The organism is Pseudoalteromonas sp. NH0006-46, assembly GCF_057547735.1.
Genome location: NZ_BAAJML010000008.1, coordinates 177,198 through 193,156, shown reverse-complemented (window position 1 = coordinate 193,156; position 15,959 = coordinate 177,198). Strand labels below are relative to the sequence as shown.

Sequence of the window (15,959 nt, the reverse complement as noted above, 5' to 3'; positions counted from 1 at the left end):
TCAGACGTAAAGTAATCGGGCGTGTAAATCGATTCCACAATAATATGGATGCATGTTATTGTAAAAGTTCATTGAGCTTTCTCCTGTAAGGTTGGTTGCCTTTTCAGCTTAGCGAATAATTGCGATGCTGGGGAGGAGGCTCAATGAGTATCAAGAAAATAAACAAGGACAAAAAACAGTTGGTTTTTGCTCCTGCGTCGCTAATTATCACCAACTATTTTTAGCCTGCTATTTAGGCGATACGTAATTATGAAAATTTGGCTTGCTGCAATACTTTTGTTGTTGAGTTTTAACTGTTGTGGGAGTGACATGCAAAAAGCGAAAGCTGATACTCAAAAATTGTTTGATTTTGTATTACCTTTAGCAAAGTAGGCCTTATAAACTCATCAACGCATGGACTAATAAAGCTTGGCTTGGTTCGTGCGTCACCAATTTTAGCCAAGCTCTATTAGCCTGCTATGCGGGCGATAACTTGCAAAGGATAGCATGTACCAATTATCTGAAATTAGAGCCAAAGTCGAAGAGTTAGGAAAATTAATTGGGGCAAACCAGGATCAATTACCAACATACGGCAAAAGTCGTGATCTTGGTTACTCGCATGTTGAGGTAGATAAACTCTCATATCATTTGGTTACCGTTGAGCGTGGGCAAGAGTTAGCAAGAAGATCAATGGCTGAATTTGATGAACTTTTGTTTTACATTTTCTTTGATGCTACTAACGATATTGCGGGCAACTTCGAACTAAAAAATAGAATTGAAGGTCAAGATAGCAGACGAATAGCTTTTTCAAAGCAAATTGAGTTAATGCATACTTTAAGCCCTGACTTCGGAATAAAGGTAGAGCGATATCTATCAAACGTGCTAGAAAAGTCCCCGTACGACGATGAGCTTATACAGCTGCTTAAGGCAACTTAACAAGTAATCAGTTTGCACGAATACAGTTTACTTTTTACGTTATTCAACTTTTTAGATAGCAATTATGCCCAGTACAAAGGGGTAATGTTTCAAGGAAAAATATGAGTATTGATTTTTCTAAATACAGTATTAAAGAGCTTCATGAGGCGTGGATATCGATTGATGATCATGCATATCCAGATAGAGCTATAGAAATATATCAGCTATTGAAAGCTCACGGGGAAGAAGCTCATATTGAGGTGGGGGATAGTACTTTGGATGAGATTGCCCATCACTTTTTTGGCCTTAATATTTCAGGAGGGGTTTTTGGTGCGGAAGTGGTGCTTGAAAATGACCTTGCTCGAATGAAAGAGCAAAGAGTGTTGTCACTCATTAAGGCCTCAGCTAGGAAGGAAGTCTAACAAGCTAATAACGTACTTTATTTTTAATTGGGTCTTTGTTTTTAAACACACTTACCGTTAAATTGCTCAAAGGCCTTATTTAGAACGTTTTATATTTATCTTGCGTATTTAGTATTATTAACGTCCTTAATAAACTTTATTTGTTTTGTGAGTGCTTAAAGATTTTATTTGCATAATTTTTTATTATGTCTCATAAACAAATCACACAAAACAGGCCCGCGTTCTTATTTAGTTACTAAATATTAATAATACTATTAGGGTATCTATGCTCTGTTCATTTTTGTTTGGCTAAGCTGTTGTAACTAACTTCATAATAATAAAGTGCATTTGGTACTTATAAAGCAGGCAAATGAACAAATTAAAATCCTTGATTACACAATTTATTAATGCAATGCAAAAACGCCCGGGGTTATTGGCTATTTTAGCTTTTTTATCGGGCGTTGCAAGTTATGTGCTTGTTGATAGAAAGGAGTCGTTTGCGCAGGTTGTTGCTGTTGTCTTACTTATAAGCTGGTTGTGGTTAATTGTAGATAATTGGCTGCGTGATAAAGTTGAAGAACGATTTGGTGTAAGCGTTTCACCCAATGTAACGCGTTTTGCATTACAAATGATTCAGCAAGAGAGTTTGTTTTTTGCACTGCCATTTTTTTTAGTTGTGACCCAGTGGGACCACCCTCAAGCAGTATTTACATCGCTGATTATATTGTGTGCGGTCGCATCAGTTATTGACCCGTTTTACTACAAAAAATTAGCTAAAAATAGAACGCTATTTACGGTGTATCATAATTTTGCTTTGTTTGTAGTTTTACTTGTTACATTGCCTATTTTGTTTAGCTTAACAACCAGCCAAAGTTTAGCTGCTGCGCTAGTTATAGCCGTGGTGTTAACATTACCTAGTCTTACTAATTTAATGCCTAATGCGCCGTGGTGGCGTTTACCTATCTTAGCGATTATTTTATTTAGTTTGAGTGCAGGCGTATGGCAATTAAAAAGCTTTGTACCACCGGCTGCTCTGCACTTAACAAGCATTGCATTAGCGCATGAGGTAAATGAGCAAAGTAAAAAACCGATAGGAAATATTAACACGTTAAATGCACGCTCTTTACATGCAAAAGGGCTTTATACATGGACAGCGGTTAAAGCACCTCGAGGGCTAAACGAAAAGATATTTCATGTGTGGACACACAATAAAAAGCAGGTAGACAAAATAGCGCTTAATATCAGTGGAGGGCGTAAAAGTGGTTATAGAGCCTGGACACACAAAGTAAATTTTCCACATAACGCGGTAGGAAAGTGGCAAGTTAAGGTTATGACTGAATCAGGCCAGCTAATTGGTTTAACTAAATTTAGGGTGACGCCTTAAACCAAGTTAAATAAAAATGGGCTAAAGCATAAATAATTAATTGAGTCAGTGTGTATTAAAAAATTATTGTTAACTATCAATGGGGTTGATAGGCTGTAGTGGTAAATTTATTATATTTATTAAGCAAGGAAGAACGATGAACAGTGATGTTTTAATACCTCATTTACCTGAGCCAACAATGTCTGCTTTAGTTACAAAAATATATGTGACTGAGGGGCAACACGTAAAAAAAGATGACACATTACTTGATGTGGAAACGGACAAGATAGTACTCGAAATTGTTGCCACGGCTAACGGAGTTGTCACTAAGATAAATATAAATGAAGGTGAACAGGTTAGCTCAAATCAAGTGGTGATGCTGTTTGAATATGACGACATATACGAGGTGTTAATACAAGCCCCTTTAAATGACAAACCAGAATTTCAAAATAACACCAGCAACACAGACCAAGTTAGCACCCATGATATTCAGAGCTTGGTCACTGAAACACCCATTCATAATGAAATAAAAAGTCTAGAACCAACTATTGATGAACCCAAACAGGCTTGCTTGGTTAAACACAATGATACGACACAGACAAAATCTTCAATAGATGCAGGTGCAGAGCTTTCTAACATAGCCAGCCCTAGTGATGAGAGTAAGGGAGTGTTTTATACGGTTGCTGTACTAGTGATAGGTATTGTTATTGGTGTAACAGCGAGTCGGTTTTTATTTAATTAGTTTGGTAATCGCCAAAAGCATCGGCTTTTGGCGTATAAAAAAATTAGTTAGCTAATAACCATTCGCTTAACAAGCGTACACCATAGCCTGTACCGCCTGGTGATAGTTCGCCTTTGCCTTTTTTAACTAATGCATTTCCAGCAATATCAATATGAACCCAACGCGTTTCCCCTGCAAAATGCTCTAAAAATGTCGCTGCAGTTGTTGCGCCTGGCCCGCCAGAGCCTACGTTTGTTATATCGGCTATGTCTGATTTAAGCATATCTTTGTAACCTAGTGGTAAACGCCATAGGTTTTCGTTTACCTGCTTACCAGCAAGTGTTAACTGATTTACGAGTGTGTCGTCTTTTGAGAACACGGCCGCATACTCGTTACCAACCGCACGAATTTTAGAGCCGGTAAGCGTGGCTACATCAATCATAATGCTAGGGTTAAAGTGCTTACGTGCATACCACATTGCATCACTTAAAACTAAACGGCCTTCGGCGTCTGTGTTGAGTATTTCAACACTTAAACCTTCTGCGGTGCGAACAACATCGCCAGGGGCTACTGCAAACTGCGAAACCATATTTGCCGCCATGCCCATTACTGCTACAACGTTTTTGTCGGCTTTGGCCATGGCCATTGCTTTAACTGTTCCAAGCACTGCAGCAGCGCCTGCCATGTCCGATTTCATACGTGCGATAGACGCACCTGTTTTAATGCTATATCCGCCCGAGTCGAATGTTATTCCTTTACCTACCAGTGCAATAGGGTCGTCGTTAGAGCCTTTATAATGAGCAACTACCAAACGAGCACCCTGATCGCTTCCGCGGCCAACGGCCTCTAGTGCGCCCATACCAAGCTCTTTAAGTTGCTCTGGTTTTAAAATTGTAATGGTAACACCTAACGATTCAAGTTCTTTTGCGGCATTTGCAAAATCAACAGGCGTCATTTCGGTGGCGACTTCAGAGGTAAGGTCGCGTGCCAAAAATACACCTGCTTGAATACTTTCTAACTGTTTATACGTTGCAGTTGTTTTTTTTGTGCTGTCGACATCAAACGTGTAAGTCACTGTTTGTGTGTTGGGAGTTTGTTTGTATTTTTCAAAGCGATGATCTCGCAGGTTTGCACCGTGTGCAAAGTTTGCCGCAAGTAAATGGTTTGCATCTACACCCGTTACATCGTCAAATAGTACATTGGCGGTATCGGCTTTGTATTTAACTAACTGAGCGTGAATGTTTCCGCCTAGTTTAGCTATGCGAGCTTTGTTTAACTCGTTTTGTTTGCCTGTGCCAACAACTAATATACGTTTGTAGTTACTGTTTAGTGGGGCAATAAGCTGTGCTGTTTTAGCGTATTTACCTTCAAAATTTTCAACGTCAATTATGCGTTGTAGCTGACCATTGAATTGTTTGTCGAGATTTTTAAATTGGTTGTTTTTTCCATCTTGGCTATAAAACACAATTAATGTGTGTGCGTCGCTGTCTACTTTAGAAGAAAACGAAAACTGTGCTGCTTGTGTATTTAAACTAGCGCTTAGCGCCAGTGTTAAGAGAGAGGCCTTAATTATGTGTTTCATTGTTCACCTAAGATTAATTTAAAACTGATTTTTACCTATTTTTGCCTGTTTAGTTAAGTGCGATAAGCTGAAACGGCAATTAAGAGCGACGTATAACGGCATCAAAAATACGTTATAAATATGTTTGCATGTGAATGATACTAGGCTTAATGTAAAACAAAGTGTTTACATGGAGTTATATTATGAAGTTTTTATTGTTCTTGGGTACTGTGCGTGAGAGCTCACCACCTAAACCAGTGCGTCTTGGAAATAGAGTAAGTAAAGCTTGTTTATTGTGTTTCCAGTCACACTTTAGTGAACATGAATTTGAAATAATTGATGCGTTAGATTACCCAAACGATCCTGTATTCAAACCTCACTTTGCATATACACAGCAAAATGCACCGGCTAAACTTAACAATTTGGCCGATAAAATTAAATCTGCTGATGGCTACATAATGATCAGTCCAGAATATAATCATTCGATGAGCCCTGCATTAGCTGATCTACTCAATCATTTTGGTAGTTCACTGTTTTCATATAAACCCAGTGCTATTGTTTCTTATTCTGCTGGGCAGTGGGGTGGGGTTCGTGCTGCGATTAGTATGCGCACTTTTTTATCAGAACTTGGGTGTTTGCCAGTATCGTCGATGATTCATGTTCCAAAGGCACAGGATGTGTTTAACGAACTTGGTGAGTCTGCTACTGAAGATGACCAGACATCGTGGTTTAACTATTTTTCTCGTACATTTAATCAATTAATATGGTGGGCTGAAGCCGCTAAAATACAGGTTGAATGTAAATACCCCCATAAAATGATTGAAAGCTTTAAAACAGATCCCACGCAGCGAAATGCGCCTAAAGCAACTACTAATTAAGTTGTTGTAATTTCAATTGTTATATTTTTACTGTTAGGTTCATCAAAGAGTAGAGAAGCCGGTTAGGCGTAATGTAGCAAATAAGACCCCAATTATACCGGTACTGTATTTATATACAGTGCCGGTATGGCGTTAATAAATACTAGAACAATAAACTGAGTGTTAATCGCGCTGTTCTAGGTTCTATTGGGTGAAAGTGATTATCTTCAACGCCTTGTGCGGGCTCACCGGGTAAACGCGATGCGTAATAGTAGTCTATATCGTGGTCGGTACTGTTGAACAGATTAAGTAATTCAAAGTCTACTTTCCAATGGGTTTGCTTATAGCTTACTGAGCTATTAACAACCGTTAAAGGGTTCGAGCGTTTATCTTCGTCGTCAGTTAATGTACGCTTGCCAATATGACGCACCCTAATTGATGATTGCCATTGTTCAGTTAAGTGCCAATTTAAACCAGCACTTGCTACAACTGGTACAGCGCCTTCTATATAATTATTATTGTCATTTATATCTAAGCGCGAATGTGTAAACGAGGCTTCTAAATCAATACTAAATTGGTCGTTAACCCAGTAATACGCACTCATTTCTAAGCCATAGCGTTTAGACGCATCACTGGGTTCTGTGTTACCAGCATCACCTACAAATAATAATTCTGAGTCGAGTGTTAGCCACCATAAAGCGGCGGATAAATTAAAGTTGCGATCATCGGCAAAACGCAAACCTACTTCAGCACCTTCACTTTTTACCAATAAATCTACTTGCTCAGCCAGCTCACCTGTAACTGGGTCAACATTAATTGTAGAGCCACGCGCATCATTTGAATGAAAAGATTGCCCCCAATTAGCATATGCGGCTAGTAAATCAGTAAAGCGATAATTTACACTCCCTTTAAAACTGACTAAATCATCGTTTGCTTTACCTGAGTTTGCACCAGTATTACTGGTCACGTTTGTATCAAAATAGTCGTACCTCACACCAGCAGTGGCCTCTAATTTTGGGGTAAATAAAAATTTAGATTCCCAAAAGCTTGAGTAGCTTGTTTGTTTTAGTGCGTCTTGCCTTACCGTGCTAAGTCGCTCTCTTGCTTGCGTGTTATAAAGTCCTACGTTATCTATGTGGTCGTGTCTGATCTCAATCCCTGTGGTGTGTTGCATGTTTATATCAGATGTTTTAGTTTCGAACTGATAGCTTATATTGGTGCCATAAATATTGCGGCTATCTTGCTGATTAAACTGATCGCCATTAATGGGATCATTTAAAAAATAGCTAAAATTTGAGTACAGGTTTAAATCGTAATTAATTACATATGCGCTGGCTTTAACATGTTCTCCTTGCCAATTACTTGATAGGCTATAACGGCTAGAGTTGCCCCCTAGTGTGGTATCAAGAGAACCTAATTGTGTTATTAAACTTTGCGAGACGGCACGCTGTGGAATTTGGTCTGCAGAATTCCATGTATTGTCGTATGCCATAGCACTTAGTGATAGGTCACCATTAAAGGCTGTACCAACATAGCGTAGCAGGGCATTTTTTTTATTTACGTCTTCGTTTATGTCATCCCACGGGCCGTCGTAGCCTTGCCATTCTGCTGCTGCAATAATTTTGCCTTTTGTTAAGTTAGTAGAGCCCAAGACAACAGCACGTTTATAGTTGTCATCTCCTATGCTGAGTTCTATTTGTTGATGCTTTAGATTGTCAGTCAATTTAAACTGTGCACTACCTGCGGATGAAAAGTCACCTTGGCTTGCGCTATAGGAGCCTTTTTTATAATTAATTGTGGAAATAGACTCAGGAATTATAAAGTTTAGGTCGGTATAGCCTTGGCCGTGGCCATGGCTTCGCATATTTATGGGCATACCGTCTATGTTGGTGGCAAAGTCGGTGCCATGGTCTAAATTAAACCCTCTAATAAAGTATTGGTTTGCCTTACCTGAACCACTGTGTTGAGTTACCGCCATACCGGGTATTAGCTCTAACATTTCGGCGCTTCTTAACATCGGCCGTTGGTCAATTTCACCTTGACCAATAATACCGCTTGATGCACTGATGGCTTCGCCTATTAAGCCTTCTCGGTGGCCATATACAGTTAACTTTTCTATGTTTGCATGGCCATAGCCGCTATATAATGTGCCGACAGTTAAAATTGCTAATGTTTTCATCCTTAAAGTTCCTATTTATTATGTTTGCTATTTAGTGCAGTTGAATTAAATACGGCTAAGTAAATCTATTGGATGCAACATTTAGTGTTTTAATTATTTAAATAAGGGCTTAAGTTTGTAATTTGAAAAACTACGTTGGCGCTATTGTAATATCGTTATATAAAACTAATAATCAGCGTGTTTTAAATAATTCACCACACATCACTCTATTAGAGAGCCTGTATTGAAAGCCAAAGAAATTCGCAATTTTTACATTAACGAAGAGCAATCTGTGTATTTGCTGTCGCACCGCGATGCTAAAAAGCACCGTCAATGGCTTAACATTTGTATTAAACAATTAACGCTGCTTGGTTATAAAAATGTAGAAATGATAGGCTCTGGAGCCTTTGGGTTTGTATTTGCCGGTGAAGACGACAAAGGCTTACCTTGGGTTTTTAAGTTTTCACGTATTACACTTGCCCAAAGTGTACGTGACCGCCTTGAAGACGAGGCGTATATGTTGTCACAAATTGACAACCCACTGGTGCCTAAATTTTATGCCTTTGAGCGTATTAAAAAACAAGGTATTTTAATGATGGCGCGCGCCATGGGAGAAGACCTTGAAAAAGTGTCTCTTAAAGAGGGGCGATTTAGCGCGGCAAAAATAATGGCATTAGCCGTTAGGCTTCGAAATGTGTTACTTGATTTAAGTAACCATAAAAATGGTTTAAGCGCACAGCCCATAGTGCATGGTGATATAAAGCCTTCAAACTTGGTGTGGGATGCACAAACAGATGCTTTATCCTTAGTTGATTGGGGGAGTTCGGTGTATGCCCAGTTAGATAGTAAAGGTGAGCCTGTTGCCAGTAATTTTATGGATCTAATGTCGGGGGATTTAAGTACGACTAATGCGCGAATGGGGGATGTGTATTTTATAGGTGAAGCGCAAATGTCGGGTGAGCAATCGTCTCCAAGGTTTGATGAGCAGGGGGTTGCGGCTACTTTATATGCGTTAGCGTCTGCACAGTCTTGCCGATTTGGGGCGCAGGCGATTCCTGCAAGTTCTTTAGGGTTACCTAGAGAACTTGCTAAAGTTATAGACGGCATGCTCAGTAAATCTAAGGCAGTTCGTGATGCTGCTGGCGATTACTTTATGCGCAATATAACCACAATGGCTAAAGCTTACTTACCAGAGCTAAATTTAAAACAGCCCAAAGCTGCTATTCCATTTTGGTACGGTAGTGATGAAGCTCCAGATACGGTTGTATATAGCTCGCGCAAACAGTTTTTACGCCAAGCTGACCATAACCAGCAGCTCCTAGATGTAAACGATGCCCAGTTAGACCGATACTACAAAGAATTTTTATTTGATACTGGCGACACTGAAAAAGCATTTTTAGCCTCTATAAGCCGACTTGCAAAATATCCAGCCGTAGGCGGGCTTAGTTTTCATTGGAAAGATGAATCGTTATTTATTGAGTCTTCATTAATAATGCATGATGAGTCACTAGGCGATGCCTTCAGTGATGCAATAAATAATACCGTTATGTTAGCGCAAGCTATTAATCAAAAAGGGCTGTTTAAATGTTGTTTGTTTGACGCGCGTAAAACGATTCAATTAGAGCGAGACGGCACCGGCGCATTTAAGTTTGACAGCCTACCAGAACTTGATTATGAAGTGGTTAGCGTTAAAGCCAACGAAATAACACGACCTCACTCTTATTTTGAAGATGGGAAAGACCCTGATGAACAATTACAGTTGCCTAAAAAAGTGATTAAATGTGTTTTTGAGTTAAACCAAATACACCATACTGGGTGTATTATTTTTGAAGCCTTACCCGATAGAATGAAAATTCACCACTACTACAGGCTACTCGACTCTTCAAAAGAAGCTGATTTTAAACGCTTGTTAAACAAACTAATGCAATATGCTGTAAATATCACTGATGTAGGTGTTGCGGGCTTTATGAAACTTCCATACAAAAATACCCGCGAGTTTGAATTGTGTGCACAACAAGCAGAGCAATACTTTCCTAAAAACCCCAAACTTGTTTAAAAGTAACTAAAATAATTTAATGTAAGGAGATAGCGGTTTTAGCTCAAATTGATGAACAAGTTGTTGCTGTTTATTGCTTGCTGTAATTATATATGTTTGCTTAGTTTCGTCATGACTAAATAAATTAATATTAAATTTTATCCCTTCAAGTACTGTTGGTGTGTATCTACCCGTAATAGTAATTTGATCAACAATTTTGCTATTAACCGAATGCGCTAATTCTGGATTTAATAGTAAGCCATCAATATTAAAACGATATTGCTGATCAGACATGTACACGTGCTGTTTAACTTGTTTACTAATGTGTTTACGGTATTTTGTAAACTCAGCGAGTGACATTAATCCATCGGTGTTATCGTCTGCTCCTTTTATTGATGACGCTGGAATAGATAGCACTATTAATACATGGTTGTTTACTATGTTAAGTGTGCCATGTTGAGCAACCATTAAATGGGCATGTGCATTTTGCGATGTACTAAATAATAAACTAATTAAACCGATGCTTTTGATTGATTTTAAAAGTCGCATAGTTCACAACGCTCCTTTTACACACCGTTGAAAGAACGGGTAGGTGTCGGTTGCATAATAGTGATATATACCATCAGGGAATTCAGGGGTTACGCCAAAACGGCCATTACATTCATCTAGATCTCCAGAGCCTGCAACATATTCCCAGTCTTGCGCAAATGTACCTAGTGGGTAAATGTCGGTAGAGGGTCTATTAGCACTGACAGAGGTAACATGTTGATAACTACCAGTCATTACAACTAGGTTAGAGTTTGCATCAGTTGAATTTGAATAGCCATAACGTGCATAAATAGGAAAACCATCGGCCGCCCAACCTATTAAGGTCATTGTTGTTGCATTGCCGCCTAGTATGGTTATAAAGCCCTCTGGCATCCCATGGTAATGGTAGGTACCGTCCGGCTGAACATGCGCATTGTTACTATCTGTTCCAAAGCTAAACGTGGTTTGGCTTAAAGCTTCTATATTCCAGTTTCCGCTGTTATTGGCTAAATCGCAATTGTCACCTGAATCATCACAACTGCCACCTGTGCCCGCATCAATTTTAACGCCATTTAATACAAGTCCGGTTATACCGCGAGGACCGCCCATCAATGTGGCTGTTGAGGTTTGTATGGGTGTTAATGTAAAGCTTTCATTCACTGATTGCTCAGCAATGGTGTTGGGGTTTGCAGGATTGGGAAAGGTGCCTACATCGTGGTCTGGTATCCCATTTGCAATTATGTCGCGTGTTGTTCCTGTGCATGTCCAATCAGCCGAGCTGGTAGTTTGTATAGAGTCACTATCATTATATTCACTATAAAAGTAATCGCATAAAACATTTTGTGTAGAACCATTTGTTTCTACATTGCTATTGTCGCCAGTGGAATTGTCGGTTGCTATTTCCGTTTGCGTGCCGCTCTGCTCAGAACCACCACATGCAATCAACGTGGTAGTTATAATAAAACAGGCAATAATCTTTAACTGTTTAACCAAATTATTAGCGCTTAGGTTTAAATTTAACGTGTGCATTTTTTAATCTCACTATCTAAGAGATTAAAATAATATTCTGAAATTGTGCAAACAGTGTGCAAATATAAATGAAGAATATGTAATTGAAGGGTATGTATAAAATGTTTTTACAACGCTTTATAATCAAATGCAGTTAAAAGTAAGCAAGGGCAGGTGTGTTATATGGCTAAGTCAAAACCCATTGTTACATTACAAAGCTATGGTATTTATTCAACATGGGACAGTAGTAGCAAAGCGCTGCCACAAATTGAGCAATTTACTACCGATGTAATAGCTAAAATAGACGTAGAATTTGGGCTAATAATTAATATAAAAAAAGCAAAAGGTGAGAAATTACATTTTTGTATTTATCATCCGGATATACCTAATGAAGAGGGTGAGATAATGCCACCCTTCGAAGGTGTTGAATACGTAAAGGATAACGACTGGCAGTTTTATTTAGGCGACACGTTGTGGGAACCCATTCACAATAAACTCGGCCCTTGGCGCATGACCTTAACGCTTAATAATAAAATAATTGCAGATAAGACATTTAATGTTGAAATGGAAGCACAAAAAACAGAAATTGATTTTTGGAAAACCCGAGGTTACTAAATAGATTAGCTAACCGTGTTTAAAATAAATAACCCCTAGCTAGAGTTAGTGCATTTAATACCGCGGTTAGGTACTTTTCACAATAAAAACCAAGCAACGCTTGCTTGCAAAAAAAGCCAATGTAGATTGGCTTTTTGTGAAAGTATTTAACTAGGGCATGTTTATCTTTGATGGTTGAATTTGCAGCAGTGTGTTTGGTTTTTAGGCAAGGCAGAGCCTATGTAGTGTGTTACTTCCCATAAATAGGCGATAACGTAGCATAAATGCCAAACATGCGCTGCCCGTTGGGTTCTTTCTAGGGACGATAAACTCTTTGTTGCTCGGTTTTTACTTAGCCCACTAAGTTACAAACCTCGCGCCGCAATTTAATCGCCCCTAGATTGAACAAATTTTAATCCGCAAAGGTCAACACGCCCTAGAATTTAGTTACCCCAAGGGTTGCTTGCATTAGAACGTTGCTTACGATCACGGGCACGTTGTTTAGTTTCTTTCTTTTCTTTGATACGTTTTGCATCACTAAAACTTAGCTCACAGGGTTCACCTGGTTTATGATCCTCTGGGATCACTCTATCACGAGGAGGAAGCTCGTACTGAACATCGTCTGGCTTAGGTAAGTTTTTAAGGCGGTAAAGGTAAAAGTTGTCTACTTTTTCTTGAGCCCATTGGGTTTTACGCAAAAATTTTACTGCGGATTTAATATCTGGATTATTTTTAAAACAATTAAGCTGCAGGTATGCGTGTAGGAGTTCCCACCCATATTGCTCAACCAGCTCTTCAACCACTTGTTCTAATTTTACGCCTTGCAGTGGGTTATTACTGAAAAGTTCTTGGTTGCTCATAGGTGTTGCCTCGTTATTTAAATACAAACTGTATTATAAATTTAATAACGAGGCTTTAATAGGGGAAATAGCTTAACGTTGGCAATTAACTACAACACGGCCTCTAATTTTGCCTTCCATTAATAAGTTAGCGTTATCGATTACATTTTCTAAACTTATCTCAGTTGAAATTTTATCTAAATAGTCGGCTTTTACTAAAGTGGCTAATCTATTCCATGCTTCAACTCTATCCGCTTTTGGTCGCATTACACTATCAATACCAATTAACGATACACCACGTAATATAAATGGCGCAACTGATGCGGGTAAGTCCATACCTTGGGCAAGGCCACATGCGGTTACAGCGCCTCCATATTTGAGTGATGCGCAAATATTAGCAAGCGTATGGCTGCCAACAGAATCAATAGCGGCAGCAAAGCGCTCTTTTTGTAATGGTTTGCCTGGGTTTGAAAGCTCATCTCTGTTAATTATTTCTGTTGCGCCGAGTTCTTTTAAATATTCGCTTTGATCAACTCGACCCGTGGCTGCGGTGACTTGATAACCAAGTTGATTAAGTAAATATATAGCAAAGCTACCAACGCCGCCGTTTGCCCCTGTAACTAAAATTTCACCAGCGTCTGGTGTAATGCCTTGCTTTTCAAGTGCTATAACGCTGAGCATAGCGGTATAACCCGCAGTACCAATTTGCATTGCTTGTTTTGGGCTAATAGCAGCAGGTAAAGGAATTAACCAGTCACTATTTAGCGCTGCTTTTTGTGCAAGGCCGCCCCAATGTTTTTCGCCAACACCAAAACCGTTTAAAATAACGTTATCGCCATTTTTAAATTCATTGCTGGTGGAGGTTGTAACAGTACCGACTAAATCTATACCTGGCACCATAGGAAAACTTCTTACTACTGGCCCTTTACCTGTAATTGCTAAGCCGTCTTTATAGTTTAATGTGCTGTATAGGACATCTATTTGGGTGTTCTCTTCAGGTAAGTCATTTTCGTTAAGCTGCGATAAAGAAGCGCTATAATTATTATCTTCTTTATTAATAACAATGGCTTTAATTGGGTTATTCATAATATATCCTTTTAGACCGATCGTCTTTTAATTGGTAAATAAAAGTGCATTAAGTTAATAATGCACGTAAAAACATTTCAGTGTACAACGTAAGCGGTGTGCTTGATTTAGTGAGCTTTGCTCGCATTACTGCGCCTTCCCAACCAATCCAAAAGTACTCACTCATTAATTGTGTATTAACCGTTTTAGCAATTGTGCCTTGCTGTTTAGCTTGGTTTAAACATTTTTCAATTTGTATTTGCCAAGAGGTGTAGCTTTTCATTAATCGATCTTTAAATTCATCGCTTAAGTGATTTAGTTCTTGGTTTAAATTGCCAACTAAGCAACCGCGTTTGTAGTCGTACTTGCTCATGCCTTTAATGGCACTTTGAGTAAAATTGACTATTCGTTCAAGCGGTGGAGTATTTTGTTGCTCAAGGTAATGGCTTAGCTTTGCAATAAAGTAACTGTCGTAGGCATCGACTAAAGCAATGCCATAAGCTTCTTTACTTTTAAAGTAATGGTAAAAAGAACCTTTAGGTACCGAGGCTTTTTTTAATATTGTATCGAGTCCTGTAGCACTAAAGCCAAACTCAGTTAACGTTTCTAACCCCGTGCGTATAAGTAACGCTTTAGTATCGGCGTTATCTCTGGCTATTTTGGGTGGACGGCCACGTCTTACGGTTGTTGTATTTTTGTTCATTAAACTATATTAGACCGATCGGCTTTTAATGTGCAAGTATTAAATTCGTTTGTTTAAAAATAATAACGACTTTGTCTGATTATGTAACGCCTACTATTTGTGAAATTACATTTATATTTGAACTTCACTTATTTTTACTAGTCAATAATTGAGGTTAATACACAAATTGTGCGACTTAGTTAGTTATGATTTTAAATCGATGAGTAGGTTACATATCAGCGTGGTATGACCAGGTGAATTGTTTAAATGTTAATTCATTTTTGCATCAGCAGCTTAGTTAATGTCAAACAATTTAATTGCTTTTGTTATTTGAACTTTACATTTTTATTAACTATTCATTAATTGTAGATTTCACTTATGCTACAAAATATATAATTAAAAAAGGTGAGGATAATACCGATGAAGAGACAGAAAAGAGATCGTTTAGAAAGAGCTCATTCTCAAGGTTTCAAAGCAGGTTTAGCAGGTCGTTCTAAAGAGCTATGCCCTTATCAACAAATAGATCCAAAATCAGAGTGGTTAGGTGGATGGCGAGAAGCGATAGAAAATCGCAATATGTATAAAACCTAATTTATAAACAAATTAAAGCAAAAAGGCCTCCATATTGGAGGCCTTTTTGTATGCAGTTTCTGAAAGTAAAACTGTATATAAGTAGATTAAAAAGACGTGGTGTCTTGAAATAACCCTACTTTTAAATCTTTAGCTTCGTATATTACGCGACCATCGACTTCTACTGTACCGTCTGCAACGCCCATAAAGAGTTTACGTTTAATTACGCGTTTCATTTCAAGGCGGTACGTTACTTTTTTAGATGTTGGGAGTATTTGGCCTGTAAACTTAACTTCACCTACACCTAAAGCACGGCCAAGACCAGGACCACCTGACCAGCCAAGATAAAAACCGACAAGCTGCCACATCGCGTCAAGGCCTAAACATCCAGGCATCACCGGGTCACCCTTAAAGTGGCAATCAAAAAACCAAAGGCTCGGGTCAATATCAAGCTCAGCGATTATTTCGCCTTTACCGTGGCTTCCACCATCAGCATTTATAGAGGTAATGCGGTCCATCATTAACATGTTATCGCTAGGTAAACGACAATTGCCTTCACCAAACATTTCACCTTGACCACATAAGATCAGTTCTTCTTTTGTATAGCTGTTTTTAGGTTCCATAACTCATTATCTTCGCTTAGAAATTGCCAGTACTTTAGCGTACACTTGTACGCTAAACAA

At 38.7% G+C, this 15,959-nt stretch carries 16 protein-coding genes; 8 read left to right on the top strand and 8 right to left on the bottom strand.

Translation table 11 applies throughout. The features are described 5' to 3' along the window. Window positions 1-486 precede the first annotated feature (486 nt). The 4 genes from AC27I2_RS15555 (at window position 487) to AC27I2_RS15540 (ending at window position 3,400) form a co-directional block, all read left to right on the top strand. The gene (locus tag AC27I2_RS15555; protein WP_487204789.1) at window positions 487-915 is read left to right on the top strand and encodes an Imm63 family immunity protein; all 429 of its coding nucleotides are present in this window, start codon (window positions 487-489) and stop codon (window positions 913-915) included. Window positions 916-1,016: 101 nt separating this feature from the next. Beyond that, on the top strand, window positions 1,017-1,316 hold the full coding sequence (locus AC27I2_RS15550) for a hypothetical protein (protein ID WP_487204788.1): 300 nt from the start codon (window positions 1,017-1,019) through the stop codon (window positions 1,314-1,316). 349 nt (window positions 1,317-1,665) lie between these two features. Further along, on the top strand, window positions 1,666-2,679 hold the full coding sequence (locus AC27I2_RS15545; RefSeq protein ID WP_487204787.1) for a DUF5924 family protein: 1,014 nt from the start codon (window positions 1,666-1,668) through the stop codon (window positions 2,677-2,679). A 136-nt stretch (window positions 2,680-2,815) separates the two neighbouring features. Beyond that, complete coding sequence (locus AC27I2_RS15540) at window positions 2,816-3,400, top strand: lipoyl domain-containing protein (protein WP_487204786.1); 585 nt, start codon at window positions 2,816-2,818, stop codon at window positions 3,398-3,400. A 43-nt stretch (window positions 3,401-3,443) separates the two neighbouring features. On the opposite strand, the gene AC27I2_RS15535 is transcribed toward AC27I2_RS15540, so the two are convergent. Further along, on the bottom strand, window positions 3,444-4,961 hold the full coding sequence (locus AC27I2_RS15535) for a leucyl aminopeptidase (RefSeq protein WP_487204785.1): 1,518 nt from the start codon (window positions 4,959-4,961) through the stop codon (window positions 3,444-3,446). 182 nt (window positions 4,962-5,143) lie between these two features. On the opposite strand from AC27I2_RS15535, the gene AC27I2_RS15530 reads away from it, so the two are divergent. Further along, a complete protein-coding gene (locus AC27I2_RS15530) occupies window positions 5,144-5,818 on the top strand; it encodes an NADPH-dependent FMN reductase (RefSeq protein WP_487204784.1) in 675 nt (224 codons plus the stop codon). Between the two features lie 142 nt (window positions 5,819-5,960). Here AC27I2_RS15530 and AC27I2_RS15525 read toward each other — a convergent pair whose 3' ends face one another. Further along, window positions 5,961-7,976 (bottom strand): TonB-dependent receptor, encoded by a 2,016-nt coding sequence (locus tag AC27I2_RS15525; RefSeq protein WP_487204783.1) that lies wholly within the window; start codon window positions 7,974-7,976, stop codon window positions 5,961-5,963. Window positions 7,977-8,199: 223 nt separating this feature from the next. On the opposite strand from AC27I2_RS15525, the gene AC27I2_RS15520 reads away from it, so the two are divergent. Continuing rightward, the gene (locus tag AC27I2_RS15520) at window positions 8,200-10,011 is read left to right on the top strand and encodes a protein kinase domain-containing protein (protein ID WP_138527688.1); all 1,812 of its coding nucleotides are present in this window, start codon (window positions 8,200-8,202) and stop codon (window positions 10,009-10,011) included. A 6-nt stretch (window positions 10,012-10,017) separates the two neighbouring features. On the opposite strand, the gene AC27I2_RS15515 is transcribed toward AC27I2_RS15520, so the two are convergent. Both AC27I2_RS15515 and AC27I2_RS15510 read right to left on the bottom strand, forming a co-directional pair. Beyond that, window positions 10,018-10,539 carry a hypothetical protein gene (locus AC27I2_RS15515; protein WP_487204782.1) on the bottom strand — a complete coding sequence of 174 codons (522 nt, stop codon included), beginning with the start codon at window positions 10,537-10,539 and terminating at the stop codon, window positions 10,018-10,020. Between the two features lie 3 nt (window positions 10,540-10,542). Then, a complete protein-coding gene (locus AC27I2_RS15510; protein WP_487204781.1) occupies window positions 10,543-11,547 on the bottom strand; it encodes a YHYH protein in 1,005 nt (334 codons plus the stop codon). A 162-nt stretch (window positions 11,548-11,709) separates the two neighbouring features. Here AC27I2_RS15510 and AC27I2_RS15505 point away from each other — a divergent pair, with 162 nt between their 5' ends. Next, window positions 11,710-12,141 (top strand): DUF3859 domain-containing protein, encoded by a 432-nt coding sequence (locus AC27I2_RS15505; protein ID WP_138527684.1) that lies wholly within the window; start codon window positions 11,710-11,712, stop codon window positions 12,139-12,141. A 422-nt stretch (window positions 12,142-12,563) separates the two neighbouring features. On the opposite strand, the gene AC27I2_RS15500 is transcribed toward AC27I2_RS15505, so the two are convergent. From AC27I2_RS15500 to acuR, 3 genes are all read right to left on the bottom strand, one after another. After that, window positions 12,564-12,980: a VF530 family protein gene (locus AC27I2_RS15500; RefSeq protein WP_058403995.1), complete on the bottom strand. Its 417-nt coding sequence runs from the start codon at window positions 12,978-12,980 to the stop codon at window positions 12,564-12,566. A 72-nt stretch (window positions 12,981-13,052) separates the two neighbouring features. Further along, window positions 13,053-14,045, bottom strand: coding sequence for an acrylyl-CoA reductase (NADPH) (gene acuI, locus AC27I2_RS15495; RefSeq protein ID WP_487204780.1), 993 nt, complete (start codon window positions 14,043-14,045; stop codon window positions 13,053-13,055). 49 nt (window positions 14,046-14,094) lie between these two features. Further along, window positions 14,095-14,727: an acrylate utilization transcriptional regulator AcuR gene (gene acuR, locus AC27I2_RS15490; RefSeq protein WP_058403997.1), complete on the bottom strand. Its 633-nt coding sequence runs from the start codon at window positions 14,725-14,727 to the stop codon at window positions 14,095-14,097. Between the two features lie 399 nt (window positions 14,728-15,126). Between acuR and rmf the strand changes: the two genes are divergently transcribed. Further along, a complete protein-coding gene (gene rmf / locus AC27I2_RS15485) occupies window positions 15,127-15,297 on the top strand; it encodes a ribosome modulation factor (RefSeq protein WP_004586522.1) in 171 nt (56 codons plus the stop codon). An 86-nt stretch (window positions 15,298-15,383) separates the two neighbouring features. Here rmf and fabA read toward each other — a convergent pair whose 3' ends face one another. After that, complete coding sequence (gene fabA / locus AC27I2_RS15480; protein ID WP_058403998.1) at window positions 15,384-15,899, bottom strand: bifunctional 3-hydroxydecanoyl-ACP dehydratase/trans-2-decenoyl-ACP isomerase; 516 nt, start codon at window positions 15,897-15,899, stop codon at window positions 15,384-15,386. Window positions 15,900-15,959 lie beyond the last annotated feature (60 nt).

Bases quoted from the DNA above. Each gene is read 5' to 3' on its own strand.
- AC27I2_RS15555 (WP_487204789.1), top strand. From the start codon at position 487: ATGTACCAATTATCTGAAATTAGAGCCAAAGTCGAAGAGTTAGGAAAA.
- AC27I2_RS15550 (WP_487204788.1), top strand. From the start codon at position 1,017: ATGAGTATTGATTTTTCTAAATACAGTATTAAAGAGCTTCATGAGGCG.
- AC27I2_RS15545 (WP_487204787.1), top strand. From the start codon at position 1,666: ATGAACAAATTAAAATCCTTGATTACACAATTTATTAATGCAATGCAA.
- AC27I2_RS15540 (WP_487204786.1), top strand. From the start codon at position 2,816: ATGAACAGTGATGTTTTAATACCTCATTTACCTGAGCCAACAATGTCT.
- AC27I2_RS15535 (WP_487204785.1), bottom strand. From the start codon at position 4,961: ATGAAACACATAATTAAGGCCTCTCTCTTAACACTGGCGCTAAGCGCT.
- AC27I2_RS15530 (WP_487204784.1), top strand. From the start codon at position 5,144: ATGAAGTTTTTATTGTTCTTGGGTACTGTGCGTGAGAGCTCACCACCT.
- AC27I2_RS15525 (WP_487204783.1), bottom strand. From the start codon at position 7,976: ATGAAAACATTAGCAATTTTAACTGTCGGCACATTATATAGCGGCTAT.
- AC27I2_RS15515 (WP_487204782.1), bottom strand. From the start codon at position 10,539: ATGCGACTTTTAAAATCAATCAAAAGCATCGGTTTAATTAGTTTATTA.
- AC27I2_RS15510 (WP_487204781.1), bottom strand. From the start codon at position 11,547: ATGCACACGTTAAATTTAAACCTAAGCGCTAATAATTTGGTTAAACAG.
- AC27I2_RS15505 (WP_138527684.1), top strand. From the start codon at position 11,710: ATGGCTAAGTCAAAACCCATTGTTACATTACAAAGCTATGGTATTTAT.
- AC27I2_RS15500 (WP_058403995.1), bottom strand. From the start codon at position 12,980: ATGAGCAACCAAGAACTTTTCAGTAATAACCCACTGCAAGGCGTAAAA.
- acuI (WP_487204780.1), bottom strand. From the start codon at position 14,045: ATGAATAACCCAATTAAAGCCATTGTTATTAATAAAGAAGATAATAAT.
- acuR (WP_058403997.1), bottom strand. From the start codon at position 14,727: ATGAACAAAAATACAACAACCGTAAGACGTGGCCGTCCACCCAAAATA.
- rmf (WP_004586522.1), top strand. From the start codon at position 15,127: ATGAAGAGACAGAAAAGAGATCGTTTAGAAAGAGCTCATTCTCAAGGT.
- fabA (WP_058403998.1), bottom strand. From the start codon at position 15,899: ATGGAACCTAAAAACAGCTATACAAAAGAAGAACTGATCTTATGTGGT.